The sequence below is a fragment of the Microbispora sp. H10830 genome (assembly GCF_014161375.1).
Classification (GTDB): Bacteria; Actinomycetota; Actinomycetes; order Streptosporangiales; family Streptosporangiaceae; genus Microbispora; species Microbispora catharanthi.
On record NZ_JABBWX010000007.1, the window covers coordinates 258,538 to 285,512 of the forward strand.

The 26,975-nt window shown below is 71.2% G+C and carries 21 protein-coding genes and 1 pseudogene; 8 read left to right on the forward strand and 14 right to left on the reverse strand.

The genetic code is table 11. The features are described from left to right. Window positions 1–19: 19 nt before the first annotated feature. A pseudogene (locus HHX35_RS45145) lies at window positions 20–112 on the forward strand (hypothetical protein); the annotation flags it as partial. Between the two features lie 115 nt (window positions 113–227). Continuing rightward, complete coding sequence (locus tag HHX35_RS44655) at window positions 228–821, forward strand: TetR/AcrR family transcriptional regulator (protein WP_396780493.1); 594 nt, start codon at window positions 228–230, stop codon at window positions 819–821. Here HHX35_RS44655 and HHX35_RS20035 read toward each other — a convergent pair. After that, complete coding sequence (locus HHX35_RS20035; RefSeq protein ID WP_182900279.1) at window positions 753–2,300, reverse strand: amino acid permease; 1,548 nt, start codon at window positions 2,298–2,300, stop codon at window positions 753–755. The genes HHX35_RS44655 and HHX35_RS20035 overlap by 69 nt on opposite strands. A 214-nt stretch (window positions 2,301–2,514) precedes the next feature. Between HHX35_RS20035 and HHX35_RS44660 the strand changes: the two genes are divergently transcribed. Then, on the forward strand, window positions 2,515–2,979 hold the full coding sequence (locus HHX35_RS44660; protein ID WP_220505638.1) for a MarR family winged helix-turn-helix transcriptional regulator: 465 nt from the start codon (window positions 2,515–2,517) through the stop codon (window positions 2,977–2,979). A gap of 40 nt (window positions 2,980–3,019) precedes the next feature. Continuing rightward, entirely contained in the window at window positions 3,020–4,297 is a 1,278-nt protein-coding gene (locus HHX35_RS20045; protein WP_182900280.1) for an MFS transporter, read from the forward strand. Window positions 4,298–4,327: 30 nt separating this feature from the next. Here the strand turns inward: HHX35_RS20045 and HHX35_RS20050 are convergent, their stop codons facing one another. From HHX35_RS20050 to HHX35_RS20060, 3 genes are all read right to left on the reverse strand, one after another. Then, window positions 4,328–5,485, reverse strand: coding sequence for a lactate 2-monooxygenase (locus HHX35_RS20050; RefSeq protein WP_182900281.1), 1,158 nt, complete (start codon window positions 5,483–5,485; stop codon window positions 4,328–4,330). A gap of 230 nt (window positions 5,486–5,715) precedes the next feature. After that, the gene (locus HHX35_RS20055; protein WP_182900420.1) at window positions 5,716–6,459 is read right to left on the reverse strand and encodes an SDR family NAD(P)-dependent oxidoreductase; all 744 of its coding nucleotides are present in this window, start codon (window positions 6,457–6,459) and stop codon (window positions 5,716–5,718) included. Further along, a complete protein-coding gene (locus HHX35_RS20060) occupies window positions 6,456–7,694 on the reverse strand; it encodes an acyl-CoA dehydrogenase family protein (protein ID WP_182900282.1) in 1,239 nt (412 codons plus the stop codon). The genes HHX35_RS20055 and HHX35_RS20060 overlap by 4 nt, the downstream gene beginning before the upstream one ends. 98 nt (window positions 7,695–7,792) lie before the next feature. Here HHX35_RS20060 and HHX35_RS20065 point away from each other — a divergent pair, with 98 nt between their 5' ends. Then, entirely contained in the window at window positions 7,793–8,434 is a 642-nt protein-coding gene (locus tag HHX35_RS20065; protein WP_139576761.1) for a helix-turn-helix domain-containing protein, read from the forward strand. A gap of 106 nt (window positions 8,435–8,540) precedes the next feature. After that, the gene (locus tag HHX35_RS20070; protein WP_182900283.1) at window positions 8,541–9,023 is read left to right on the forward strand and encodes a hypothetical protein; all 483 of its coding nucleotides are present in this window, start codon (window positions 8,541–8,543) and stop codon (window positions 9,021–9,023) included. Between the two features lie 4 nt (window positions 9,024–9,027). On the opposite strand, the gene HHX35_RS20075 is transcribed toward HHX35_RS20070, so the two are convergent. The 7 genes from HHX35_RS20075 to HHX35_RS20105 all read right to left on the reverse strand — a co-directional run bounded on the left by HHX35_RS20075 (window position 9,028) and on the right by HHX35_RS20105 (window position 17,780). Then, window positions 9,028–9,981: an alpha/beta hydrolase gene (locus HHX35_RS20075; protein ID WP_220505639.1), complete on the reverse strand. Its 954-nt coding sequence runs from the start codon at window positions 9,979–9,981 to the stop codon at window positions 9,028–9,030. 2 nt (window positions 9,982–9,983) lie between these two features. Then, the gene (locus tag HHX35_RS20080; RefSeq protein ID WP_182900284.1) at window positions 9,984–10,814 is read right to left on the reverse strand and encodes a carbohydrate ABC transporter permease; all 831 of its coding nucleotides are present in this window, start codon (window positions 10,812–10,814) and stop codon (window positions 9,984–9,986) included. Then, a complete protein-coding gene (locus HHX35_RS44665) occupies window positions 10,804–11,745 on the reverse strand; it encodes a carbohydrate ABC transporter permease (RefSeq protein WP_220505640.1) in 942 nt (313 codons plus the stop codon). Before HHX35_RS44665 ends, HHX35_RS20080 begins: the two co-directional genes overlap by 11 nt. Before the next feature lies 1 nt (window position 11,746). Then, window positions 11,747–13,027, reverse strand: a complete 1,281-nt coding sequence (locus HHX35_RS20090; protein ID WP_182900285.1) for a sugar ABC transporter substrate-binding protein — start codon at window positions 13,025–13,027, stop codon at window positions 11,747–11,749. Between the two features lie 41 nt (window positions 13,028–13,068). After that, window positions 13,069–14,673 carry an FAD-dependent oxidoreductase gene (locus HHX35_RS20095; RefSeq protein WP_182900286.1) on the reverse strand — a complete coding sequence of 535 codons (1,605 nt, stop codon included), beginning with the start codon at window positions 14,671–14,673 and terminating at the stop codon, window positions 13,069–13,071. A gap of 6 nt (window positions 14,674–14,679) precedes the next feature. After that, the gene (locus HHX35_RS20100) at window positions 14,680–15,717 is read right to left on the reverse strand and encodes a LacI family DNA-binding transcriptional regulator (protein WP_220505641.1); all 1,038 of its coding nucleotides are present in this window, start codon (window positions 15,715–15,717) and stop codon (window positions 14,680–14,682) included. Window positions 15,718–15,818: 101 nt separating this feature from the next. Beyond that, entirely contained in the window at window positions 15,819–17,780 is a 1,962-nt protein-coding gene (locus HHX35_RS20105; protein WP_220505642.1) for a hypothetical protein, read from the reverse strand. Between the two features lie 331 nt (window positions 17,781–18,111). Between HHX35_RS20105 and HHX35_RS20110 the strand changes: the two genes are divergently transcribed. Together HHX35_RS20110 and HHX35_RS20115 are read left to right on the forward strand one after the other, a co-directional pair. Further along, window positions 18,112–18,534 (forward strand): DUF6098 family protein, encoded by a 423-nt coding sequence (locus tag HHX35_RS20110; protein ID WP_310739186.1) that lies wholly within the window; start codon window positions 18,112–18,114, stop codon window positions 18,532–18,534. A gap of 288 nt (window positions 18,535–18,822) precedes the next feature. Then, a complete protein-coding gene (locus HHX35_RS20115; protein WP_182900288.1) occupies window positions 18,823–23,673 on the forward strand; it encodes a HAMP domain-containing protein in 4,851 nt (1,616 codons plus the stop codon). Window positions 23,674–23,683: 10 nt separating this feature from the next. On the opposite strand, the gene HHX35_RS20120 is transcribed toward HHX35_RS20115, so the two are convergent. From HHX35_RS20120 to HHX35_RS20130, 3 genes are all read right to left on the reverse strand, one after another. Continuing rightward, window positions 23,684–25,012 (reverse strand): NAD(P)/FAD-dependent oxidoreductase, encoded by a 1,329-nt coding sequence (locus tag HHX35_RS20120; RefSeq protein ID WP_182900289.1) that lies wholly within the window; start codon window positions 25,010–25,012, stop codon window positions 23,684–23,686. A gap of 112 nt (window positions 25,013–25,124) precedes the next feature. Further along, window positions 25,125–25,994, reverse strand: a complete 870-nt coding sequence (locus HHX35_RS20125; protein ID WP_182900290.1) for a GDSL-type esterase/lipase family protein — start codon at window positions 25,992–25,994, stop codon at window positions 25,125–25,127. Between the two features lie 98 nt (window positions 25,995–26,092). Next, window positions 26,093–26,953 (reverse strand): DUF1996 domain-containing protein, encoded by an 861-nt coding sequence (locus HHX35_RS20130; protein ID WP_182900291.1) that lies wholly within the window; start codon window positions 26,951–26,953, stop codon window positions 26,093–26,095. Between the last annotated feature and the right edge of the window lie 22 nt (window positions 26,954–26,975).

The window sequence follows — 26,975 nt, forward strand, 5'->3', positions numbered from 1 at the left end:
GCGGCGGCCGGTTGGAGGTGTGCGAGGATCGTGCGGTGAGTGCCCGTTCCACCACGCCCCGTTCCACCGCGCCTGGCTCCAGCGCGCCCGGTTCCAGCGCGCCCGGCTCCACCGCGCCTGGCTCCAGCGCGCCCGGTTCCAGCGCGCCCGGTTCCAGTGCGCGAAGGGTCGGCAGGCCTCGAGCAGTCGCGCGGCCGCGGACCGAGCTGAGCCCGCGGGAGGAGATCCTGGCGGCGGCGGCGGAGTTGTTCACGACGCACGGCTACGCCGCGACCTCGACGAGGGCGATGGCCGAACGGGCCGGGATCAGGCAGGCGTCGATCTACCACTACTTCGACGGCAAGGAGGACATCCTCGCCGAACTGCTGGAGAGCACGGTGCGGCCCTCGCTGGAGACCGCCCGCGCCCTGACCGGCGGCACACCGGAAGAGCGGCTGTGGGAGCTGTGCCACTGCGACGCCAGGCTGCTCTGCTCGGGCCCGTACAACCTGGGCGCGCTCTACCTCCTGCCCGAGGTGCGCACCGAGCGGTTCGCCGCCTTCCGGCGCATGCGCGGCGAGCTCAAGGACACCTACGCGCGGCTGCTGGCGGTCACCACCGCCGGCGCGGCGCTGACGCCCGCCGACCGGGCGCTGCGCACCGATCTGCTGTTCGCGCTGATCGAGGGCGTCATCCTGATCCGCAGGGACGCCCCGGGCGAGATGGCCGCCGACGCCCTGGAGACGCTGGCGGCCGCCACCGCCGACGCGGCGCTACGCCTGGCCGGCGTTCCCGACCGGGATCTGCCCGACCTGCGCAAGACGGGCCGCGGGCCGGCGTAGCCGCCGGTAGAGCGCGCCCAGAGCGACGACCGCCACCAGGAAGAGCAGGGTGAACCACTGGAAGAACCAGTGGCCGGTGATCGGGGCGTACACCTCGGCCCTCGGCCAGGCCAGGTTGACCATCATCGCCAGGCCGTAGCAGAAGGCCAGCGCGTTGACCGGCAGGCCCCAGCGGCCCATGCTGAACAGCCGGCTGCCGTCCTCGGCGAACCCGCCCGGCGCCCCGCCCCGCCAGCCGCCGCGCAGGCGCTGGAGCAGCAGAGGGCCAGTAACCATCGCGTACGCGAGGTAGAGCAGCACGATGCAGGTGGTGCCGATGGCGAGGAACGCCTCGGGAGAGGCGAAGTTGAGCAGCAGGATGGCCGCCGCGGCCACCCCGGTGACCAGCGCCGGCCCGGTCGGCATCCCGGTGCGGCGCGAGACCCTGGACAGCGGGCCCGACAAGGGCATCGCCCCGTCGCGCGCCATGGAGAACAACATCCTGGTGGCGGCCGTCTGGATCGCCATGGTCGCCACGGTGATCGCCAGCACCACGTCGGCCAGCAGCAGCTTGCCCACCCAGTCGCCCAGGCTGCTGGTGAGCACGTAGGACAGGCCCTCGGCGGCCAGCCTCCCGTCGGTCAGGCTGGGAGCGGCGAGCAGACCGGCGAACAGGATGAGTCCCCCGAGCACCCCGGCCGCCGTGAGCGCGGTCAGGATGGTGCGCGGGGCGACCCGCCGGGGACTGCGGGTCTCCTCGCTCAGTTCGCCCGCGCTGTCGAACCCGATGAGGACGTACGCGGCGGTGAACGAGCCGACGAGCAGCGCGCCGATGGCCCCGCCCTGCCCGCCGGTGCTGAACGTGACGCCGGGACCGTGCTCGGCGTGGGTGAGCAGCAGCACGACGATGAGAATCGCGCCGACGATCTCGGCGGTGACGCCGATGCTGTTGATCCGCGCGAGAACGCGGTTGTCGACGACGTTCACGGTGGTGGTGAGCGCGAGCAGGACCAGGCCGAGAATCGCGGCGTTGGCCGCTCCCGTGGCGGTGGTGGGCGCGGGATCGCCGCCGACGAGCTGGAAGCCCGGCCAGATCGCGGGCAGCACCACCTGCAGGGCGAGCGCCGCGGCGGCGATCACGACGATCTGCCCGAGAATCATGATCCACCCGGCGAACCAGCCGAACGTCGCCGTGCTGAGCCTGGTGGACCACTGGTAGATGGAGCCGGAGATCGGATAGCGGGCGGCCAGCTCGGCGAAACACAGGGCGACCAGGATCTGTCCGGCCAGCACGACGGGCCAGGTCCAGAAGAAGGCCGGACCGCCGAAGGCGTACCCGAAGGCGAAGAACTGGAAGACCGTGGTCAGTACGGAGATGAAGGAGAAGCCGGCGGCGAAGGAGGCGTACCTGCCCATGCTGCGGTGCAGCTCCTGACGGTAGCCGAACGTCTGCAGGGCGCTCTCGTCGGTGGGAGGCGAGGAAGGGACGGTGACGGCCATCGGGGCTCCGGGCGCTGGGGGGATTTCTGTCGGTTGACAGTTATTTACGGGGCCGTCGTTTCCGCGTCGTCACGGACACGTTCATCCGCCGTAACGCACTCCTCACCGCTCGCAGCGGCCCGCTGAGCCCTCGACGAGGGGGGGCGATGTGGTGCACTCCGTAGGGTTGTATAAGCTTCCTATGTAATTTCGGTTCCCGTCCGGAGGAACACCTGTGTCCGTCACCCCGAGCGCCGATCCCCCGGAGGAGTCCCAGGCGGTCGCGGCCGTCCTGGACGACCTCGCGGTGCTCGCCGTACGGCGGCTGTCCGCGCAGAGCGATCTCAGCCTCACGGCCGCGACGACCCTGTCGTACCTGGACCGCAACGGCCCGGAGCGGCTGAGCGTCCTGGCCGCGCGGCAGGCCGTCACCCAGCCGTCGATGACCCAGCTCGTGCAGCGCCTGGAGCGCGAAGGCCTGGTATGCCGGGCGGTCGACGACCTCGACGGCCGCGCGGTGCGGGTCAGCGTCACCGACGCCGGCCGGGCGCTGCTGGCCGAGCGGCGCCGGCGGCGCAGAGAGCGGCTCACCGAGATGCTCGGCACGCTGTCCCCCGGCGAGCTGCGTGAGCTGACGCGGGTCGCCGGCGAGTTCCTCCCCCTGCTCCGGCGCCTGCTCGAGGGCACGGCGGACGAGTAGGGATCAGGGCGCTCCCCCTCGCTAATTTCCAGGAGGTCCGGTGAGCTCTGCTCATGCCCCTGTCTCCAACCCGTTCAAGCAGCCGAAGGCGGTCTGGGCCGTCGCCTTCGCCTGCGTGATCTCGTTCATGGGGATCGGGCTGGTAGACCCGATCCTGCCCGCCCTCAGCACGAAGCTGCACGCCACGCCCAGCCAGGTGTCGCTGCTGTTCACGAGCTACCTGGTCGTCACCGCCGTGGCGATGCTGGTCACCGGGTGGGTCTCCAGCCGGATCGGTGCCAAGCGCACCCTCATCGTGGGCCTCGCCCTGATCGTGGTGTTCGCCGCCCTCGCCGGGACGTCCGGCAGCATCGGCGGCATCGTCGGCTTCCGCGCCGGCTGGGGCCTCGGCAACGCCCTGTTCATCGCCACCTCGCTCGCGGTCATCGTCGCGTCGAGCAGCGGCGGCTTCGCCGGAGCGATCATCCTGTACGAGACCGCGCTCGGCGTCGGCATCGCGGTCGGCCCCCTGCTGGGCGGCGTGCTCGGCGGCATCAGCTGGCGCGGCCCGTTCTACGGCGTCGCGGTCCTGATGGCGATCGCGCTGATCGCCACCGTCACCCTGGTGCGCCCGACGCCCACGCCGGCGACGAAGACCGGCATCGCGGCGCCGATCAAGGCCCTGCGTCACCGCGGCCTGCTCATCCTGGGCCTGACCGCGCTCTGCTACAACTGGGGCTTCTTCACCGTGCTGGGCTACGCGCCCTACCCGATGGAGCTCGACGAGCACCAGCTCGGCCTCGTCTTCACCGGCTGGGGAATCCTCGTCGCGATCTTCTCGGTCTTCGGCGCCCCGCGACTGCAGGCCCGCTTCGGCATCGCCCGCACGCTGTACGCCAACCTCGTGCTGTTCAGCCTCGACATCCTGGTGATCGCGCTGTTCACCGACAACCGGATCGCCGTGATCTGCGGCGTGATCGTGGCCGGCGTCTTCATCGGCGTCAACAACACGGTCACGACCCAGGCGGTCATGACCATCTCGCCCGTGGAGCGGCCCATCGCCTCCGCGTCGTACGGTTTCATCCGCTTCATCGGCGGCGGTCTCGCACCCTTCGTCGCGGGCAAGCTCGCCGAGCACTTCGACAGCCAGCACGCGCCGTTCTACATGGGGGCCGCGGCCGTGCTCCTCGGCGCGGTCGTCCTCACCACCGCGCATCGGCAGCTCGGCGAGGCCGAGCGCGCCCAGGCGGCCGAGGCGGCCGCCGCCGGCCCGGCCGCCGCGCGGCGGGAGGAACTCGAGGAGGAGGCCCTGGCCGAGGACCTCGGTTCGGCCACGTGATCGAGGCACCGGGGCCGGGCGCGGCGGCAGTCAGATCCGGGTGAGCAGGTCCGGGGTGAGCGCGGCGACCCCGGCGCAGCCGGAAAGGGCCAGGGTGAGATCGGTCTCCGCCAGCACGCAGCGGATCACGTGCTCCACCCCCGCCTGGCCGTCCAGGCCCAGTCCGTACGCGTACGGACGGCCGAGCAGCACGGTCCTGGCGCCGAGCGCGAGCGCCTTGACGACGTCGTCCCCGGTGCGGATGCCGCCGTCGAACAGCACGGTGAGCCGGTCGGCCACGGCGTCGGCGACGGCCGGCAGGGCGTCGGCCGCCCCGATCGAGCCGTTGACCTGGCGTCCGCCGTGGTTGGAGACGACGACGCCGTCCATTCCGGCGTCGGCGGCCAGGCGGGCGTCGTCGGGGTGCAGGACACCCTTCAGCACGATCGGGCCGTCCCAGTGCTCGCGCAGCAGCGCGAGGTCCGGCCACGTCTTGCCCGGGTCGCCGAACATCCCCACGAAGTGCAGTACGGCGGCGTTCGGGTCCTCGTGCACGGGCCGGGCGAGCCCGGCCTGGAACGCCGGGTCGGTGAAGTAGTTGGCGGTGCCGACGCCCCGCAGGAACGGCAGGTAGGCCTGGTCGAGGTCGCGGGGCCGCCAGGCCAGCAGCGGCGTGTCGAGGGTGACGACGAGCACGGTGAACCCCGCCGCCTTCGCCCGGGCGAGGAAGCTGAGGGTGACCTCGCGGTCCTTGCCCCAGTAGAGCTGGAACCACCGCTCGCCGTCCCCCATGGCCGCCGCGACGTCCTCCATCGGCGTGCTGGAGGCCGACGACAGGATGAAGGGCACGCCCGTCGCGGCGGCCGCGCGGGCGGCGGCCCGCTCGGCCTCCGGATGCATGATCGACAGCACGCCGATCGGCGCCAGTGCCAGCGGCGCGGGCAGCCGCCTGCCCAGCACGGTCACCGACAGGTCGCGTTCACGCACGTCGCGCAGCATCCTCGGCACGATCCGCCAGCGGTCGAGCGCCTCGCGGTTGGCGCGCTCGGTGCGCCCGCTGCCCGCACTGCCGGCGACGTAGCCGACCGGACCCGGCCCGAGCCGCCTCTCGGCCATCTCCTCCAGCCGGGTCAGGTCGGTCGGCAGCCGGGGCACGGCCCCGGTCATGCCGCTGAGATAGATCTCGTACTGGAAGTCCGCCCAGCTCATCGCGCTCGCCCTCGCTCCGCTTCCACCCGGCCGTCGCCCCGGCGGCTCCTGCCGAACACATTATCGGGAACCGATCATCGGGCCCCGCACGCCAGGTGGGGGTTCGCGGCGCGCGACGTGAGGCGTTCCCAGTTGCGGTGGGCGTCGCGGCCATCGGCCGGGAACAGACCCGGCGGCGGGTCGTCGAGGCCGCCGCCAGGTGGGTTCCGGCTCCTGACCGGGGACGGCGATCAGCGAGGGCCGGGGGCGCGGCGGAAGGCGAAGGGCTGGCTCTCGCGGCCCGGCACCACGAACCAGCACTCGCCCGTGCCCTCGCTCGCCAGCAGCGAGAAGAACGCGTCGACGACCGTCTCGACGTCGAGGATCGGGAACTTCAGCTCGTCCAGCAGCGCCTTGGCCTCGGCGTCGAGGATCGCCGTGTCCGCGAACGACGGGCACAGCCCCTGCACCCGGACGCCGAGGGGCTCCAGTTGCGGGCCGAGCGAGCGGACGAGCCCGACGACCGCGTGCTTGTTGGCCGCGTAGACGGGATCGGAGGGGATGTCCACGATCCCCGCCATGCTCGCGGTGGCCACGATCACGCCCCCGGCCCGCATCGCGGGCAGCGCGGCGTGCACGCCGAAGACGACGCCGTCGAGGTTGACCCCCATCACGCGCCGGTAGCGGGCGAGGTCGAAGTCCTCGCCGAGCCCGAACCCCGAGGCGACGCCCGCGTTGAGGAAGGCGAGGTCGAGCCGCCCGTGCCGCTCGACCGCGAGCGCGACCGCGGCCTGGTTGTCCTCCAGCCGCGACACGTCGGTCCGCACGAACGCGGCGCCGATCTCCTCGGCGGTGCGCGCGCCGGCCTCGGCGTCGACGTCGGCCAGCACGACATGCGCGCCGTACGCGGCCAGGCGGCGGGCGACACCCGCGCCGATGCCGCCCGCGCCCCCGGTGACGAGCGCGACCTTGCCGGAGATGTCGTCGGTGTTCACAGCGGCAGTCCTCCCGTTGCGGCCCTGGTCGAGCCGGTGGCCCGGTACGCCTCGATGGTGCGCTCGGCGATGCGCATCTGGTGGATCTCGTCGGCGCCGTCCGCGAATCGCGCCCATCGCGCGTGCTGGAACATGTGCGCCAGCGGAGTGTCGGTCGAGTAGCCGAGCGCCCCGTGGACCTGGATGGCCCGGTCGACGATCCGGTTCAGGCTGTTCGCCACGAAGTGCTTGGCCATCGAGACCTCGGTGCGGAAGTCCTCACCCTTGTCGATCTTCGAGGCGGCGTGCAGGACCATGAGCTTGCACTGGTAGAGCTCCATGGCCGAGTCGGCGATCATCCACTGCACGCCCTGCTTGTCGGCGAGCAGTGATCCGTGGCTGAACCTGTCCAGCGCCCTGCCCACCATCATGTCCAAGGCCGTCTCCGCCTGCGATATCCAGCGCATGCAGTGCGCCAGCCGGGCCGGACCGAGGCGGTACTGGCCCAGCCGGTGGCCGTTGCCCCGCCCGCCGAGCACGGCGGAGTCCGGCAGGCGCAGGTTGGTGATGACGATCTCGCTGTGGCCGGTGGAACCGTGCATGGTCTCGATCTCGCGTACGTCGTTCCAGCCGTCGGCGGGCAGGTCCACGAGGAAGGCCGTGTTGGCGCCCCGTGCGCCCTCCGGCAGGTCGAACTCGGTCTTGGCGATCAGGATGGCGAAGCTCGCCCTGCGGGCATTGGAGATGAACCACTTGTGCCCGTTGATCACCCACTCGTCGCCGTCCTTCACGGCGCTCGTACGGATGAGGGTCGGGTCGGAGCCGGCCACCTCGGGCTCGGTCATCGCGAAGCACGACATCTTCACGCCGTCGAGTAGCGGCCGCAGGTAGCGCTCCTTCTGCTCGTCGGTGCCCCAGTGCAGCAGCGTGTGCATGTTGCCCTCGTCGGGGGCCGCGCAGTTGAGCACCCACGGGCCGAGCCTGGTCTTGGCCGCCTCGGCCTGCACCATGGCCAGCTCGACGTGGCCGAGGCCCATGCCGCCCCATTCCTTGGGCATGTGCGGCAGCCAGAGCCCCTCCTCCTTGGCCCTGCGGCGCAGGGCCAAGATCGTGCGCAGGTACTCCTCGCGGGTGAGGACCTTCTCCTCGGAGTCCTCGAACGGCTTCACCGCAGGGATCACCGTCTCCTGGACGAACGTCCGCACCCGCGCGCGTATCTCCTCGTGCTCGGGAGCGAGCGTGAAGTCGATGGCCATGGCCCTCCCTCGGGCACGATAATGCGACTGACACGTCAAATAATGCGTTCGCCTGAAATACCGTATCCTTCGGCCGTACGAGCGACAAGGGAGGCACGATGGCGGCGGAGACCACGGTCCGGAGGCTCGTGGACGCCGCGGAACGCCTGTTTGCCGAGCGCGGCATCGACGCGGTGTCGCTGCGCGAGATCAACACCGCCGCCGGGCAGCGCAACTCCACCGCGCTGCAGTACCACTTCGGCGACCGCGCCGGGCTGCTGAAGGCGGTGCTCGCCAAGCACCGGCCGGAGATCGAGGCACGACGCCACCAGCTTCTGGACGAGTACGAGGCACGCGGCCCGCTGCCGCAGGCCGACGCCCTGCGTTCGCTCGCCGCCGCGCTCGTCCGCCCGGCCGCCGCCAAGCTGGCCGACCCCGACGGCGGGCGGGACTATCTGCGCGTCATGGAGCAACTGGTCCACCGCGTGCCGCCCAGCCTCCCCGAGGACGGCGGCGGCAGCATCGACCGCTGGCGTGAACTGGTCGCCCCCCTGCTTCCCGAGGCCGCCGTACGCCTGCACCAGCGCTTCATGGCGATCCGCATGACGTACGTCGAGCTGGCCCGCCGGGCGAGCGGCCCCCCGGCCCGGGACGACCGCCTGTTCACCAGCCATCTGATCGACGTGGTCTCGGCGGTCCTCGCGAGCGAGGTATCCGACGAGACCGCCCGCCTCCTCGCCGAACGCGAGCAGCGCCCCTGAGACCACGGCGCTCTCCTCTACTACGTCCGCACGGTCCGCCTCGGCTGCTAGCGTGATCATGCCCATATCCACGCATCTGGGGTGATCGATGATCCGACGAGAGCCTTTGGAGATCACTCGCTGGGTCGCGGGCGGCATGACCGTCGCCATCGCCACCGCCCTCACTCTGGTGTCCGCCGGACCGGCGCAGGCCTATCCCAAGGGGTCGTGCGGGCAGTCGTACCGCAAGGTGGCCAGTTATCCGCTGACCCAGGGGGCCAAGGACGGGAAGTCGTACGGCACCGTCACGCTGTACCAGAGCCCCACCGCGCACGCGAAATGCGCCATCGCCCGGGTGGCGTCCTCCTCCATCGGCAAGACCAGCTACCTGTACGTCGAACTCTTCGTGGACAGGAACCGGAACAAGAAGTACGACGGCCCGGACAAGGGGGCCGCCAGCGGCAGCGAGAAGTACAAGTGGTTCGCGGGCCCGGTGCACATCTACGGCGTCGACCACCGGTGCGTCCAGTTCGCCGGGGCGGTCAGGATCGGCTCCAAGCCCCTCGCCCGCGGCGGCACCCCGGCAGGCACGTGGATGTACTGCGGCTAGACCCTCAACGCAGGGCACGGGTGAGGGCGGCGACGCGCTCGGCACGGGCCCGGCGGCTGAGTGCCGCACCGGGCACGACGGTGTCGAAGCCGTGGAAGGCCCCCGGCCAGAGGTGGAACTCGACCGACACCCCGGCCCGGGCCAGCCGCAGCGCGTAGTCGGCGCACTCGTCGCGGAAGACCTCGAGCTCGCCCACGTCCACGTACGCCGGGGGAAGGCCGGACAGGTCGGCGGCCCGCGCGGGGGCGGCGTACACCGGCACGTCCTCGCCTCCGGCGGCGTCGCCGAGCAGGGCCGCCCAGCCGAACCGGTTGGAGCCGCGGTTCCACGTCACGGCGTCCTCGAAGGAGCGGCCGGAGGTGGTGATCTCACGGTCGTCGAGCATCGGGCACAGCAGGAGCTGGAAGACGAGCGCGGGCCCGCCGCGGTCGCGGGCGAGCAGCGCGGTCCCCGCGGCGAGCCCGCCGCCGGCGCTCACGCCGCCCACCGCCAGCCGGCCGGCGTCGACGCCGAGATCACCCGCGTGAGCGGCGGTCCAGGCGAGACCGGCGTAACAGTCCTCCACGGGCGCGGGATGGGGGTGCTCGGGTGCGAGCCGGTAGTCCACCGACACCACCACGCAGCCGACGCGACGCACGTACGACCCGGCACGGGCGTCGTCCGCCTCGGGGCTGCCGAGCACCATGCCGCCGCCGTGGATCCAGTACACCCCCGGCAGCGGGCCGTCCTGGGCGGCCGGCCGGTAGACGCGCAGCCGCAGGTCGCCGCCGGGGCCGGGGACGACCACATCCTCGACGCGGACTCCCTCGCCCACCGGCTGCGCCGCCACGGCCAGCCCGGCGGCCCGCCGGGCCCGCAGCTCCAGGAGGTCCTCGTACGTCGCGTCCGACAGGTTCGCGAACGCGGGCGGCTCCCGCTCGACGGCCGCCCTCAGCTCGGGGTCGAGGTTGGGGTGCATCCTCAGCCTTTCAGTCCCGTATGAGCCAGCCCCTCGATGAACTGCCGCTGCGCCACGACGAACACGACCAGCACCGGGATCGCCGTCATCGAGGCCGCGGCGAGCTGCACGTTCCACATCGGGCCGCCGTACGCGTCGACGAACTGCGTGAGCACCTGCGGCAGCGTGAACTTCTCCGGGGACGACAGGTACACGATCGGTTCGAGGTAGAGGTTCCAGGAATGGAGGAAGGTGAAGACGGCCACCGCGCCGAGAGCGGGCCGGGCCAGCGGCAACGCCACCCGGGCGAACGTGCCGAACCGCCCGAGACCGTCCACCCGGGCCGCCTCCTCCAGCTCGCCCGGCAGGCTGATGAAGAACTGCCGCATGATGAACGTCGCCAGCACGCTCGGCGCGCCGAAGATCGGCACCAGGATCAGGGGCCAGTGGGTGTCGGTCAACCCCCACCCGTTGAACAGCTGGAACAGCGGCACGATCGTGACCTCGCTCGGGATGAGCAGGCCGAGCAGCACGACGAAGAACAGCACGTTCTGCCCGGGGAAGCGGATGCGCGCGAAGGCGTACCCGGCCAGCGCCGCGACCGCCATCGTGCCGGCGGTCACCACCAGCGCGATGTAGAGGCTGTTCCAGTACTGCTGCGCGAACGGCTGGAGCTGGAACACCTGCCGGTACGCGGTGACGTCCCACCGGCCGGGCAGCAGCGACGGCGGGAACGCGAAGATGTCGCCGACCGGCTTGAACGACGAGGTGACCATCCACCACGTGGGGAAGACGAACGGCACGCAGAGCACGCACAGCAGCCCGTACACCGCGGTCTTCGCTCTACGACTCATTGAAGACCCACTTCCGGCGCATCCGCCACTGCACGAGGGTGAGGGCCGCGACGATCGCGAACAGCACGACCGACAGGGTCGCGCCGTACCCGAAGTGGTGGAACTGGAACGCCTGCTGGTACAGGTAGTAGACGAGCACGGTGGTCGACATGCCGGGACCGCCCTGGGTGAGCACCGCGATCTGGGCGAACACCTGGAGCGACCCGACCACCGTGATGATCGACGTGAGCAGGATCGTGGGGCTGATCAGCGGGATCGTGATCCGCCGGAACCTGGTCCACGCGCCCGCACCGTCGAGCTGGGCGGCCTCGTAGAGCTGCTTGGGCACGCCCTGCAGGGCGGCCAGGAACAGCACCATGTTGAGGCCCACGTTCTTGAGCACCTGCACGACGATCACCGAGACCATCGCGGTTGCCTCGCCGCGCAGCCAGTTCGGCCCGGTGACGCCGAACGCGCCGAGCACGCCGTTGATCCCGCCGTTCGACTGGAGCAGGAACTGCCAGACGATCGTCCAGGCGACCAGCGACACCACGACCGGCGAGAAGAACAGCGCCCGGAAGAACGTCGTGCCGCGCAACCGCTGGTTGAGCAGCACCGCCAGCAGGAGGGCCAGGCTGAGGTTGAGCGCCACCAGGCCCACGGAGAACAGCGCGGTCGCCCACAGCACCGAGCGCAGGTTGGCGTCGCCGAGGAGTTTGGCGTAGTTGTCGCCGCCGGTGAACTGGAAGGTGCCGGCCAGCACGTTCCACTCGTGCAGGCTGTACCACCCGACGAGCGCCAGCGGCAGCAGCACGAACAGGACGCTTCCGGCGAGCTGGGGAGCGATGAACAGGTAGCCCGCGAGCACGTCCCGGCGGCGGGTGTTCCAGAAGGGGACCCCGCGGGTGGCGGCCCGTGCCGTCACCCGCGAGTCGATCTCCGTCACCGCCACGTCACGCGCCCAGCATCGGCTGGATCTTCGCGCAGACGCCGTCCAGCACGGTCTTGACGTCGGCGCCCGGCTGCCACAGCGGGTCGAGCGCCGCCCGGACGGTCTGCGCCAGCTCCGCCTGGCCCGCGTGGTTGGGCTTGACCACGCCCTTGGCGATGCCGTCGATCACCACGCGCTGCAACTGCTCGGGCTTGAGCAGCGGGTTGCTCTTGGCCAGCGTCTCCGAGGTGAGCTGGGCGGCCCGCGGCGGCGGGAAGTACGCCGCGAGCTTGGCGGAGTTGGCCGGGTCGGTGAAGAAGGTGAGGAAGTCTGCCGCGAGGTCGGCGTGCGGGGAGTTCTTCAGCACGCCGATGCCGGCCTGCCCGAACACGGCGTACTCCCCCTTGGGCCCGGCCGGCAGCGGCACCAGGTCCCATTTGAACTTCGCGTCCTGCAGCAGCGACGCCCGGGAGATCTGGGTGATCGTCATGGCGGCCTCGCCGGCGAAGAAGTCAACGCTGGTCCCGGGACCGGGCAGGGCCTTGTCGGTGAAGATCGCCTTGTGGAGGGTCGTCATCGCCTCGACCATCTCGGGACTGTCGAACTGGCAGGTCCTGCCGTCGTCGCTCCACGCCCTGGCGCCCCAGCCACCCCAGAACGAGGCCAGGTTGTCCCAGTTCTTGTAATCGAAGTCGCGGATGATCAGGCCTCCCTTGCCCTCCTTCTTCGCCACCGCGGCGTTCATGGCCAGGGCCTCGTCCCAGGTCCACTTCCCGGCCTTGATCAGTTCCTCGGGGGTCTTCTGTCCGGCCGCCTTGAGCAGGTCCTCGTTGACGAACACGCCGAAGGGCGAGGTCGAGAACGGGTAGGCGTACAGCTCGCCGTCCTTCTCCCACAGCTTCGTCGCCGCGGGGGTCAGGTCGGCCAGGTCGTAGCCCTGCGCCTTGCCGAGCACACCCTTCAGCGGCACGAGCGCCCCGGAGGAGACGAAGTCGGGCGCCGACCCCTCCAGGATCCAGGCGAGGTCGGGGGCCTTGCCGCCGGCGATCTGGGTGGTGAGCGTGGTGGTGTAGCTCTCGAACGGGATGGGGTCGAACTTGATCTCCCCGACGTCCGGGTGCGACTTCCGGTACTCGGCCGCGATCTCGTTGAACAGCTTCAGGTGGGCCTCGTTGGAGGTCCAGATCGTCATGCGGAGCGGCTGCGGGCCGCTCGCCGCCGGCGCGGCGGCGTTCCCGCCGCCGCACCCCGTGGCGAGCAACGCGGCCGTCGCGAGGGCCGCCAGCCTCCCGAGTGGTTTCATCGTCGGTCTCCTTACCGTGCGTCCCCCGAAGTTCGTGATTTTCAGTAGCCGGCGACCTGCGGCCAGCGGAGCTCGACGCCGTCGTCCGTCAGACGGCGCTGGAAGTCGTCGAGGAGGGTGTCGCCCTCACGTACGGCGTGCGGGGTCGTGCCGCGGTCGAGGCAGAAGGCGGCCAGCGCGCCCGCCGCCTCACCGATGTTCCACTCGACCGGATGCAGCCGGTAGGCCCCGTTGGTGATGTGCGTGGTGCCGATGTTCTTGCCGGCGGGCAGCAGGTTGGTCGTCCGCCGGGGGATGAGCGCCCCGAGGGGGATCTCGAACGGCGAGCAGCCCACGTCGATGTAGTTGTCGCCGCCCGTGCTCGGGTGGAGGTCGATGCGGTACATCCCCACGCCCACGGAGTCGGCGTACCGGACCGCGCCCTTGTCGCCGCGTACCGCGAGGGACAGGTCCTGCTCGACCACCGTGTAGAGGGCCCTGATGCGCCGCGACTCCCGGATGTAGGCGGCCTGGGCGAGACCGTCGGCACCGCCGGTGACGTCACCGCGCAGCCGCAGGCCGGGGTAGCCGGTTCCGCCGTCCGGCCGGGGCGCCTCGGTCTGCAGCCAGTAGAGGACCGACAGCGACAGCTCGCGGGCCGCGGCGAGGTGCCTGCCCGCGTCCGGGACGTCGACGACCGGCCCCTCGAGGTAGTCGATCATGGGCCAGTTGACGAGCGTGATGTCGCTGTCGTAGGTGCCGGGGACGAAGTTGCGCCGGGCGGCGATCCTGCGGAAGGTCCACAGGTTGGCGTCGCCGGGGCTGAGCCGCTGGTCGGCCACCACCGACAGCGGATCGTCGTCGGGGTTGGGGGTGAACGACCGCTCGACGATCTCCAGGGTGCGGGGGTGCGGGCAGCGCCACGACAGCAGCCGGTCGCCCCAGAAGGGCGGCTGATACTCCCGCCAGAACCCGTAGGAGGCGGGCCTGTCGATGGTGTGGTCGCCGTCGACGTGGTCGATCGCGAAGCACACCGAGACCGCCTGCATGTTGAGCGGCTGCGCCTCGGCGGGCGCGCTCGGCTCCCCGGTCTCGGCCTGCGACTCGAACCCGGTGACGTACTCGGTGCCGGTCATCGGCAGCAGTTCGCCGGTCTCGGTGGCGTCGAGCACGTACGGCGCCGTGACCGTGGTCCGGCCGCCGCCGTCGCGGTGCTCCACCGTCACGCTCGTCACCCGGTCGCCGTCCACCTCCGCGGCCACCGGCCGGTACGGCTGGAGCACCCGCAGCCGTCCGGACCCCCGGTAGGGCGCCAGCATCGCCTCGATGACGGCGACCGCGACCCTCGGCTCGTGGCACAGGCGGCTCACGTGTCCGGCGCCGGGGTTCAGCTCGCGCCAGGCCCGGGACCGCTCGGTCAGCGGATAGTGGTCCCGGTAGTAGCGCCGGATCCCGTCGCGCAGCGCCCGGTAGCTCGCCGTCACGCCGAACCGCTCGACCCACGAGTGCTCGTCCGGCGGCACCGCCTGGCTGGTGAGCTGGCCGCCCAGCCAGTCGTGCTCCTCGGTGAGGACCACGGTGCGGCCGGCCCGCAGCAGGGCCAGAGCGGCGGCGACGCCGCCGAGCCCTCCGCCGACGACCAGCGCGTCCGCCGTTGTCTCGCTCACGTGCGATTACCTTCCTTCCTCGGACCGTGCGGGGGCGAGGGTCGATCCCTCCACGAACTCGCACGGCAGCAGTTCCTGGGGCGTTCCGCCGCGTTCGAGCACCAGGGCGAGCAGTTCCACGGCCCTGCGGCCCATCTCGCGCCGGGGGATGCGGAACCCCGTGAAGTCGATCTCGACGTGGACCGGCCGCGTGGGGGCGCCGAGCGCGAGGATCGACAGCTCGCCGGGCACGTCGACGCCGCGCTCCCTGGCGGCCTGCACGATCGCGACGCCGTCCGCGGACTCCTCCACGAACGCGGCGGTCACGCCCGCCGCGGCCAGGTCGTCGAGGACGTCCCCCGGCCCGCGATCGGCCACAGGCACGTGGATCCACTCCGTCCCGACGGCGGCGACCGCCTCGCGGAAGCCGCGCATGCGATCGGCCGGGGACTCCGCGCCCGTCCCGGCTCCGACGTAGGCCAGCCGCCGGTGGCCGAGCCCGTACGCGCGCTCGACCAGTGCGCGTACGGCCGGCGGGTAGTCGGCCCCGACGTACGGCACCGGCCCGCCCGCGTCGTCGCGGCGGCCGACCGACACGAAGGGGATGTTCTCGGTCAGCAGGCGGGCCAGGTCGTCGCGATCGACCGTGCGGCCGAGCAGCACGCATCCGTCGGCCAGGCGGATGCGGCTGTCGGCGTTGAAGATCCGCCGCCGCTCCCCCGACGCCTTGGCGCTGGTGAACAGCAGCAGGTCGCAGCCGATCTCCTCGGCGCACTCCTCGATGCCGACGAGGAACGGGTGGTAGAAGTCGGCGCTCGCCGTCGGGAAGACCGCCTCGTAGGTGAACACGCCGAGGATGCGGTTGCGCCGCTCCGCGAGCCGCCGGGCGACCGGGTCGGCGACGTACCCGGTCTCGCGGATCACGCGCAGCACGCGCTCGCGGGTCTCGGGCGCGATCCGCACGTCCGCGTCGGACCGGTTGTTCAGCACCAGCGAGACCGTGGTCTGGCTGACACCGGCCATGCGGGCGATGTCCTGCTGGGTGAGGCGGCGGTTGGTCACCACGTGGGGTCCTGTCTGATAATGCGTATTAGCGAAAGAGAGAACATCATTCTGGAAGCCGCGCGTGCCCGCGTCAAGACGTGTTCATCCTGAAGTAATGCGCATTAGTCGCACGTGATGACGACGTCGACGCTGCCGTCGTGCGGGACGCGCAGCACGTGGATGAGCCGCCTGGCGTCGCGGAAGTACGTCGAGGAGCCGAAGCGCAGCGAGGCCGCGCGAGCCGTCCCCCAGCGGATCCGGATCAGCGCCGCTCCCCTGCGCACGTCGATCCCGTCGGCCGTCGCGGTGGTGTTCGCGTGATACGGCGCGGGCGTGCCGTCGGTGAAGACGAGGGTGTCGGTCGGCAGCAGGACAAGCGGGATCTGCTCGGTCACCGCCCCGGACGCGCGGACGGCTCGGCGGACGGTGTCGCGCGTGACCGTCACCTCCGTGCGGATCGACCCGTCGGCGGCGCCGTAGCGGATGCCGAACGTCCCCTCGCCTCTGGAGTGCTCGCCGGTCCACGGGGCGGTGCCCGGCTCGCCGGCGAAGTACTCGGCCGCCTGGTCTCCCGCGTTGTCCGGCACGCCGTTCGCCCGCACGGTGCCCCAGCAGCCCTGGTTGTTGTTGTTCAGGGAGTGCACGATCGTCCCGGCGTCCGGGTGCCACAGGAACGTCAGGCCGGTCCTGCCGTACGACGTCCCGCGGGTGCCGAAGTAGCCGCCGAGGTAGAGGCCGGGACGGCGGACGAACACGAAGTCCTGCCCCAGGTCGCTGCGGATCTCCACGAAGTGCTTCCACTTCAGGTACGGCAGGCTCCTGACCGCCTTGTCCTTCGCCTTCCTGGTGGGGAAGCGTTCGCCGTAGATCGCGTGGGTGAGGATGCGCGGCGAGGTGTCCTGCTTCTGGGCCGGGGTCACGGGGGCGGTGTCGGCCGCCCAGGCGGCCCGCGCGGCGGCCAGGTCCTCGCGGGCGCTCAGGAACGCCGCCAGCGCGGGCACCTCGGGCACGAACAGCGAGTTGAGCGCGGTGCGGTCGGGGTCGGGCCGCACGTCGTCGTAGAACCGGCTGCTGGTGCGCGTCGACGGCGCGATGTTGCTGATGTAGCCGCTGCCGTCCGGCTCCCGGACCAGGTTGTAGCCCAGCCAGTCGGCGAACCGCCCGGCCATCCCCACGAGCGTCCGGTCGCCCGTCTGGTGGTAGGCGTCGGCCATCTCCGGCAGCATGACCTCGAAGTTGTAGTTCATGTCCATGCCGCGCTGCTCGTAGAAGAACCCGGCCGGGCTCTGGCCGTCCGCGGCGAGCCTGGCGATACCTTCCGCGAGGCGCCGGCGCAGCGCGGGATCGGGATCGAGGTTCAGGGCGAGCGAGGCCCCGGCCAGGCCCGAGGTGGTCTGGTTGGCGTAGGCCAGCGGCTTCTTCTGCCACACCTTGGTCGTCGCCGGGTCGAGGAACCAGGTCATCCCCCGGTGAAGAGCGGCTCTGATCTGCTCTTGGCGCTCCGGCAGCGCACCGGACCGCCGGAGGATGCCCAGGGTCTTGCTCAGGTAGCCCATGGCGAAGCCGGTGGGCGCCATGCCCCGTTCGTCGATGTCGTACTCCGGCCACGAGCCGTCGTCGTGCTGCAGGCCGAGGTAGTGGCCCAGCGCCGCGTCGAGCGCGGCGAGCAGCGCCGGGTCGCCGGCGTACGGGTTCCAGGGGCGGGCGTTCGCGTGGAACCAGGCCAGCGTGTAGACGTGCTCCTGGACCCGGGCGTTGTACGGCGCCGACGGGGTGCGCCACCAGCCCCCTTTGAAGAAGCCGTAGGTGGCCGGGTCGGCGTCCTCGATGTCTTTCACCATCGGCGCGAGGATCATCAGGTAGGGCGCGTAGCGCTGCTCTATGGGGGCGAACAGCCGGCGGTCCGGAGCCCCGGCGGGCAGCGCGGCCAGGTCCGGCAGCGGGCCCGTCGTCGCGGCGGCCGCCCGCCGGGCCCGGGCGGGCAGGGCGGCGAGGAGCATCGCTCCCCCGGCGGCGGCCAGCAGACCGCGGCGGCCGATCACGGGCAGGGCACGGTTACAGTCCTTCTCGATGTCCTGGTTCATGGGGGGCGACTCCTCAGGGGCGAGGGATCCGGGGTCGGGGTGAGCGCGAGCGACATCACCGCATGTAGTCACCTGTCATGGTGCTAATGCGCATTAGTCGCGCTGAGACGACATACTGCGGGCTCGCCCGTCCTCCCGTCAACGGTGTAATAGCGGTAATAATGCGCATTAGCAGCTCAGCTCGGGCATCCGGGCGGGTGTCACGCTGCGTGATGTCCTCTCCCGCCCTCACCGGACGAGGGTTTGCCCTGTTGGCGGGTGGGGAGGGGAGGACAGCATCGCGGACGGACCGTTTTCGGGCCGCCTTTTCCAGTGCGCCGTGGGGAGTGAGGTGAGCGGGATACCGACGATCAAGAGCCTGGACGAGCTGACCGAGCTCGTCGAGCACCGGCCCGGGCTGTACCTGCGCTATTCCAAGGGCCCCGACGCCGACGCCGGCAAGCCGAGCGTCGACTACGAGAGCCGTCTGGAACTGCCCGGCCTGTCGGTGACCGTGCTCGACGCCGAGCGCTGGTGGACCCTCCCGCTGCGCGACTGGCTGGCCCGTCAGATCTGCAAGTACACGCACCTGGCCGAGAAGGACGAGGATCGCCACGCGTGGGTGCTGGCCGGCCGCATGGCGGCCCGCGGCCCCGACCACGAGCCGCTCATCGACCAGGTCGAGCCGGTCGCGTGGCTCGCCGACTCCGTGGTCGAGCAGGCGCGCGAGCACTACGAGAAGGTGTTCGACGCCGGCCGCGACTCCACCGGATGAGGCTCAGGTCCGGGCGTCGCGCGCATGCCCCCGATGGGAACCGCAGGCCCCTGCCCTGCGGCGCGGTCGCGGGCTCGGGCGCGGCGAAGACGGAGCACAGGCGCAGTACGTGCACGCTGCGGATGTACCGCGAAGTCCTGATCGACACTGACACGTCGCCTGTGAGGGCGCTCCGCGGAGATCGCCCGCCCGATAGCCTTGCAGGCCGATCTGCCCGCTGCGTCCGCGGCCGCGGCCACAGGGGCCGATGCGTTCGGCAGTGCTTTATATGCTTTCTTTCTCCTGTTCATGACGGTGATCGCGAGGGTGGACATGGTCGAGAGGGCAGGCACCGCGAAGCGTGCGCGCTCAGCACGCGCCGCCGGCGGTGACCCCGAACTGGATCTGCGGCAGCTCCTGGCCGGCCTCACCGCCGTACGGGACGGCGACTTCGGCACCCGGCTCCCCGAGGACGGCGACGGCCTGCTGACGGAGATCGCGACGGTCTTCAACGGGATGGTCGACCAGCTCTCCCTGTTCACCTCCGAGGTGACGCGCGTGGCGCGGGAGGTGGGCACCGAGGGCCAGCTCGGCGGCCAGGCCGAGGTGCCGGGGGTGTCGGGCACCTGGAAGGACCTGACCGACTCGGTGAACGCGATGGCGGGCAACCTCACCAGCCAGGTCCGCTCGATCGCCGAGGTCACCACCGCCGTCGCCAAGGGCGACCTCTCCCAGAAGATCACCGTTGACGCCCGCGGCGAGATCCTCGAACTCAAGAACACCGTCAACACCATGGTCGACCAGCTCTCGTCGTTCGCCGACGAGGTCACCCGCGTCGCCCGCGAGGTCGGCACCGAGGGCCAGCTCGGCGGGCAGGCGCAGGTGCCCGGCGTCGCCGGAACCTGGCGCGACCTCACCGACTCCGTCAACTTCATGGCCGGCAACCTCACCAGCCAGGTCCGCTCCATCGCCGAGGTCACCACCGCCGTCGCCAAGGGCGACCTCTCCCAGAAGATCACCGTCGACGCCCGCGGCGAGATCCTCGAACTCAAGAACACCGTCAACACCATGGTCGACCAGCTCTCGTCGTTCGCCGACGAGGTCACCCGCGTCGCCCGCGAAGTGGGCACGGAGGGGCGGCTGGGCGGGCAGGCGCAGGTGCCCGGCGTCGCCGGAACCTGGCGCGACCTCACCGACTCCGTCAACTTCATGGCCGGCAACCTCACCAGCCAGGTCCGCTCCATCGCCCAGGTGACCACGGCCGTGGCCCGCGGCGACCTCTCCCAGAAGATCACCGTCGACGCCCGCGGCGAGATCCTCGAACTCAAGAACACCGTCAACACCATGGTCGACCAGCTGTCCTCCTTCGCCGACGAGGTCACCCGCGTCGCCCGCGAGGTCGGCACCGAGGGCCAGCTCGGCGGCCAGGCCGACGTCAAGGGCGTCTCCGGCACCTGGCGCGACCTCACCGACTCGGTGAACTTCATGGCCGGCAACCTCACCAGCCAGGTCCGCAACATCTCCCAGGTCGCCACGGCAGTCGCCAAGGGCGACCTGTCGCAGAAGATCACCGTCGAGGCCAAGGGCGAGGTCGCCGCGCTCGCCCAGACCATCAACACCATGGTCGACACGCTGAGCGCGTTCGCCGACGAGGTCACCCGCGTCGCCCGAGAGGTCGGCACCGAGGGACGGCTGGGCGGCCAGGCCGACGTCAAGGGCGTCTCCGGCACGTGGAAGGCGCTGACCGAGTCGGTGAACGTCATGGCCGACAACCTCACCGACCAGGTGCGCAGCATCGCCGAGGTGACCACGGCGGTCGCCAAGGGCGACCTGTCGCAGAAGATCCGCGTCGACGCCCGCGGCGAGATCCTGGAGCTGAAGGAAACCATCAACACGATGGTCGACCAGCTGTCCTCGTTCGCCGACGAGGTCACCCGCGTCGCCCGCGAGGTCGGCACCGAGGGACGGCTGGGCGGCCAGGCCACCGTACGCGGCGTGTCGGGCACCTGGAAGGACCTGACCGACTCCGTCAACGTGATGGCGTCCAACCTCACCAGCCAGGTGCGCTCGATCGCCCAGGTCGCCACGGCGGTCGCCAAGGGCGACCTGTCCCAGAAGATCACCGTCGAGGCCAAGGGCGAGGTCGCCGCGCTCGCCCAGACCATCAACACCATGGTCGACACGCTGAGCGCGTTCGCCGACGAGGTCACCCGCGTCGCCCGAGAGGTGGGTACGGAGGGCCAGCTCGGCGGCCAGGCCCGGGTGCCCAACGTGGCGGGCACCTGGAAGGACCTCACCGACAACGTCAACTCGATGGCCGACAACCTCACCAACCAGGTGCGCTCGATCGCCCAGGTCACCACGGCCGTCGCCCAGGGCGACCTGACCAAGAAGATCGACGTCGTCGCCCGCGGCGAGATCCTCGCGCTGAAGACGACCATCAACACGATGGTCGACCAGCTGTCCTCGTTCGCCGCCGAGGTAACCCGTGTGGCCCGCGAGGTGGGCAGCGAGGGACGGCTGGGCGGCCAGGCCGAGGTCGAGGGCGTGTCCGGCACCTGGAAGCGGCTGACCGAGAACGTCAACGAGCTGGCCGGCAACCTCACCCGCCAGGTGCGCGCCATCGCCGAGGTGACCAGCGCGGTCACCTCCGGCGACCTGACCCGGTCGATCACCGTCGACGCCGAGGGCGAGCTGGCCGACCTCAAGGACAACGTCAACTCCATGGTGGAGTCCCTGCGCGAGTCGACCAGGGCCAACCAGGAGCAGGACTGGCTCAAGACCAACCTCGCCCGCATCTCCGGGCTCATGCAGGGCCACCGCGACCTGTCAGCGGTCGCCGAACTGGTCATGAACGAGCTGGCCCCGCTGGTCAACGCGCAGCACGGCACCTTCCTGCTGGCCGAGGAGACCGCGGCGGGCGCGGAGCTGCGGGTGGTCGGCTGCTACGGCCACCGCGACGCCTCGCGCCGCTACGCGTTCGGCGAGTCGCTGGTCGGCCAGGCCGCGCAGGCCAGGCGGACGATCCTGGTGGAGGACATCCCGCCGGGCTACCTGACCGTGTCGTCCAGTCTCGGCGAGGCCGGGCCCGTCAACCTCATCGTGCTGCCGATCGTGGTCGAGGACCAGGTGCTCGGCGTGATCGAGCTGGCCAGCCTCAGGCGCTTCGCCAGCATCCACCGGGACTTCCTGGAGCAGCTCGTCGAGACGATCGGCGTCAACGTCAACACGATCGTGGCCAACGCCCGCACCGACGCGCTGCTGGCCGAGTCGCAGCGGCTCGCCACCGAACTCCAGGTGCGGCAGGAGGAGCTGCAGCGCTCGAACGCCGAGCTGGAGGAGAAGGCGGAGCTGCTGGCCCAGCAGAACCGCGACATCGAGACCAAGAACAGCGAGATCGAACAGGCCCGCCAGGAGCTGGAGGACCGGGCCCAGCAGCTCGCGCTGGCGTCCAAGTACAAGAGCGAGTTCCTCGCCAACATGAGCCACGAGCTGCGCACCCCGCTCAACTCGCTGCTCATCCTGGCGCAGCTCCTCTCCCAGAACCCCACCCGCAACCTCACGCCCAAGCAGGTGGAGTACGCCAACGTCATCCACTCGGCCGGCACCGACCTGCTCCAGCTCATCAACGACATCCTCGACCTGTCCAAGATCGAGGCCGGCAAGATGGACATCACGCCGGAGCCGGTCAGCCTGCGTCAGCTGCTCGACTACGTGGACGCCAACTTCCGCCCGCTGACCACCCAGAAGGGGCTGCGGTTCGGGGTGACGGTGGCCTCCGACGTGCCGGCCCAGCTGCTCACCGACGAGCAGCGGCTGCGGCAGGTGCTGCGCAACCTGCTGTCGAACGCGGTCAAGTTCACCGAGGCGGGCTCGGTCGAGCTGCGCATCGAACGCGCGGCCGACGTGGACCTGCCGGACGCCGCCGGCCAGGAGATCCTGGCCTTCCACGTGGTGGACACCGGCATCGGCATCGCCGCGGAGAACCTCTCGCAGATCTTCGACGCCTTCCAGCAGGCCGACGGCACCACCAGCCGCAAGTACGGCGGCACCGGCCTCGGCCTGTCGATCAGCCGGGAGATCGCGACCCTGCTCGGCGGCGAGATCCGCGCGACCAGCACGCTGGGCGAGGGCAGCACGTTCACGCTCTACCTTGCGCTGGCCCACGTCGACGGCGCGCAGAGGGACGAACCCGGGGCGCGGGAGGAGGAGCCGCCGCTGGTTGCCCCGCACTCCATCGCCGCGTACGATGCGCCCGCGGCGGCGCGGACCCCGGGCGGCCGGGACGGCGGCAGGGCGGGGCGCCGCCTGCTGGTCGTCGAGGCCAGGCCCGGCGGCCTGCTGTCCATGCTGGCCCAGAGCGTCGCGGCCGACCTGCACGACACCCACGGGCCGGTCCAGGTGTCGACCGCGAGCGACGCCCACTCCGCGCTGTCGATGCTGCGGCAGGAGAGTGTCCACTGCGTCGTGCTCGATCTCGGCATGCCGCACGACGCCGCGGCCGACTTCCTCAAGGGGCTCGACTCCGATCCCGCGCTGCGCGCGCTGCCGGTGCTCGCGCACCACTCGCGCAAGCTGTCGCGCCCGCAGGAGGACCTGCTGCAGGTGCGCTCCCGCAACCAGCCGCTGGAGCGCCTGCCCAGCCTCGACGAGCTGCGCGAGCGGATCACCCTGCACCTGTCCGCCGAGGAGCCCGGCAGCGTGCTGCCGCTCGTGCAGCCGGCCTCGGAGGAGGGCGCGCAGGAGCTCGGGAAGGTCGACAGCGCGCTCGTGGGCCGCAAGGTGCTGGTCGTGGACGACGACGTGCGCAACGTCTTCGCGCTCACCACGATCCTCGAACTGCACGGCATGCAGGTGCTGTACGCGGAGGACGGCCGCAAGGGCATCGACGTGCTGATGCGCAACGACGACGTGGACCTGGTGCTGATGGACATCATGATGCCGGAGATGGACGGCTACGCCGCCACCGCCGCCATCCGGTCCATGCCGCGCTTCGCCCAGCTGCCGATCATCGCGGTCACCGCCAAGGCCATGCACGGCGACCGGGAGAAGACGCTGTCGTCGGGCGCGAGCGACTACGTCACCAAGCCGGTGGACGCCGAGGAGCTCATCGTCTGCATGCAGCACTGGCTGGACCTGCCCGGCAACGGCGACAGGTAGGCGCGGCGCCTCAGGGCTGACGGGTCGGGGCCGGGCCCGGGGCCGGGGCGGTGCGACGGCCCCGGACCCGCGCCACCCGGCGCAGGTCCTCAAGCACCGCCCGGGCGGCCCGCCGGCCGGAGACCAGCGCACCCTGGTGGGAGCCGGTGTCCCTGTGGTCGCCGCACACGTAGCGCCGGGCGCCCAGCCCCACGACCTCGAGGCTCACCGGGCGGCGCAGCGGCATCGGTGGCGGCATGGCGGGCAGGGCCGCCTCGATCGCGTAGGTGGCGACGTGCTCCCACGACGAGGTGTCGCCATAGACTGTGTCACCGTAAATCTCCGTGAGCCGGGCCCGCACCCGGGGCTCGTCCCGGTCCGTGTGGACGCCGAGGACCGAGGTGGAGATCAGGGCGCGGCCGTCGGCGGAATACTCGGGCGCGGCGTCGGTGATCACGATCGTGTCGGTGATCACTCCCTTGGCGTCCACGACCAGCGTGGGCTCGCCGAGAGGCGAGGCAGGGGCGGCGTGGTAGAAGGTCGTGACCGGCCGCATGGCGGGCACCGGCAGGCCGGGCACCAGCCGTCCCGCGGTGGGCGGGTCCACCGCCACCACCACGGCGGCGCCCGCGATCTCTCCCCCGTCCGCGAGGGCCACTCCGTCGGGGGTCAGCGCGCTGACCGGCGTCTCCAGCGAGATCGCGTCCTCCGGCAGGCGGGCGGCGAGCTGAGCGGGGACCCGCTCCATGCCGAGGGCCGGCACGCCGATCCTGCCGCGGGAGAACGACCGCCACAGGAGGTGGAAGATCCTGCCGGAGGTCTCCAGCTCCCGCTCCAGCACGACTCCCGCGAGGAGGGGGCGGAACAGGTTCTCCACGATCTCGGGAGACGCGCCCCAGCGCCGCAGCTCGGCCAGGGTGGTGCGCTCGGCACCGCCGCGCCGCCGTACGAGGAAGTCGGGGAGCAGCAGGTCGCGGGCGGTCACCGCGGCGAGCACCGCCTTGTCGAACGGCGTGCCCACCGGGGCGAGCAAACCGCTGAGTGCGTGCCGGGGGTGCCGCCAGGGCAGCACGACCCGCTCACGCCGGCCGTCCCTGAAGATCATCGCTCCGTTGGTGAACCGCCGCAGGTCCAGCGCGCCGATGTCGAGGACCCGGCCGACCTCGGGGTAGCTGGTGTTGAAGATCTGGAAACCCCGGTCGAGCCGGAAACCGTCCACGAGGTCGGTGCGGATCCGGCCGCCCACGCCGTCGGACGCCTCCAGGACGCGGACCGGCACCCCCTCCTGACGCAGGTGCCAGGCGCAGGCGAGGCCCGCGAGCCCCGCGCCGACGACGATCACCGTGGCGGGCTGTGGCATGAGCGGTTCTCCTCCCCGACCGGCCGCCCCTGGCGGGGGGACGGCTCTGTCAGAACCTTCGGAAGGGAGGGGCGATGCGGATGCGAGCGACCGCAACCGGGGCCGGCGCCGGCTACCTGAGGTAGCTCGCGAGCGGGATGCCCTGGTCGCGCAGGGCCTGGGCGACCAGGCGGGCGATCTGCTGCGCTCCGGCCGCCTCGAAGTGGGTGTGGTCGTTGCAGAAGAAGGCGCCGACCTTGCCCGAGGTGTAGTCGCCGTTGTTGGGGCACAGCCCGAGGTTGTTGTACAGGATGTGGCTGAGCCTGTGCAGGTCGATCACCGGGACCCCGTTGGCCGAACCGGCCGCGAAGGTCTCGTTGACGAAGCCCCGGTTACCGGTCGCGGTGCCGCCCGAGCAGGTGATCGCCGCGACCGGCGTGAGCAGGATCGGGTGGGCGCCGCGCTGCTTGGCGGCCTGCGCCATCTCGCCGAGAAGCTGCTGGTAGCGCGCCGCGCCGACATGCCGGGGGCAGTTCCTGTCCCCGTCGTTGATGCCGAACTGGATGAACAGGTAGTCGCCGGCCTTCATGCCGCTGGTCGAATCGAGCATCGCCCGCCAGCGACTGGAGTAGGTCTGCGGGCTGATCACGCACTCCCCCGCCGAGTTCTTGGCCGAGGTGACGTTCGGGTCGTACAGCCAGGTCTGGACGCTCCGCCCGCCCGCCGCGCTGTTGATCACGGTGACCGCGTCGTTGAACAGCGCGTCGAACTGGCTGCCCCATCCGACCGGACAGGTGCCGGACGGGTTCGCCATGGTGGAGTCGCCGGCCATCCACACCTTGACCGGAGTCGCGGCGGCGGAACCGGACGTACGGGCGGTCGCGCTGTTCGCGGCGCATCTCACACTGGTGGGTGCGGCGGCCGAGGCGGCGGCCGCGCTCTGGGCGACGACCACGGCGAGTGCGGCCAGGACCACCGCCACGGCCGTCGAGAGGGATCTCATCGTTCCTCCACGCTTGCGATGTCGGGGAATGGGCTCCGGGCGGGCAGGCGTCCGGATGCGGGGACCGAAGGCGCGGGCGCGTTCCCCGCGCGGGGCCGTCAGGGATTGCGGCCCGGACTGGTGCCGGTGAAGTGCCCGCAGTCGTGCTTCTGCCGGATGCAGTAGTCGACCAGGTACTCCAGTTGGGCCTGGTCCCAGGTGTTCCAGAAGTCTGCGTGAATGGAGTACGTGTTGCCGGACGCCAGGGTGATGGTGCCGACGTCGACGCCGGTGTTGTAGTTGATGTTCAGCCGCATCGTCGGGAACGGCTTGGTGAACCCGGCGGGGCATTTGCCACCGCTCGGGTAGCGCACGTGGGAGATGTCGTTGCCGCCGGTCATCACCCCGTCCCAGCAGGAGGGGAACGTGATCCGGACCTGGATGCCGCCGCTGGCGCAGCGCGAGGGCGGCGGGTTCTTCACGCTCGCGATCTGGGTGTCGTCGGTGCAGCCCCAGTCGGTGTGGTCGGGGGCGCCCGACGACGCCTGGTTCATGGCGCTGCCCTTGATCATCCTGAAGCCCTTGGGGAAGGCGACCGTCTGCTCCTCACCCGGGCTCACGGCGTTGGTGTAGTAGATGCGCGCGATGGCCGGCTTGATCTTGACGCCGTTGCGGTAGAGCGCGGGCGCCCAGTAGGAGGCCCTGTCCTTGTTGGCACAGGTGCTGGTCACACCGTCCATGGATGCGTACGTCGAGTTGGCGTTGGTCCCGATGTTGCCGAAGAAGTCGTGCAGGTGGGAGGCGCCCGGCTGGCCCGGATAGACGATCGGATCGTCCATGAGCGAGTGGGAGTACTGGCAGTCGATCTTCCAGATGCCCGAAGCCGCGGCGTTGGCCACGCCGTTGCCCGCGACGAGCAGGCCACCGGTCGCGCCGACGCAGGCGAGCGTCGTCGCGAGCGTCCGTCTCACAGATCGCATGGGGGGAGTCCTTTCGGGGCGG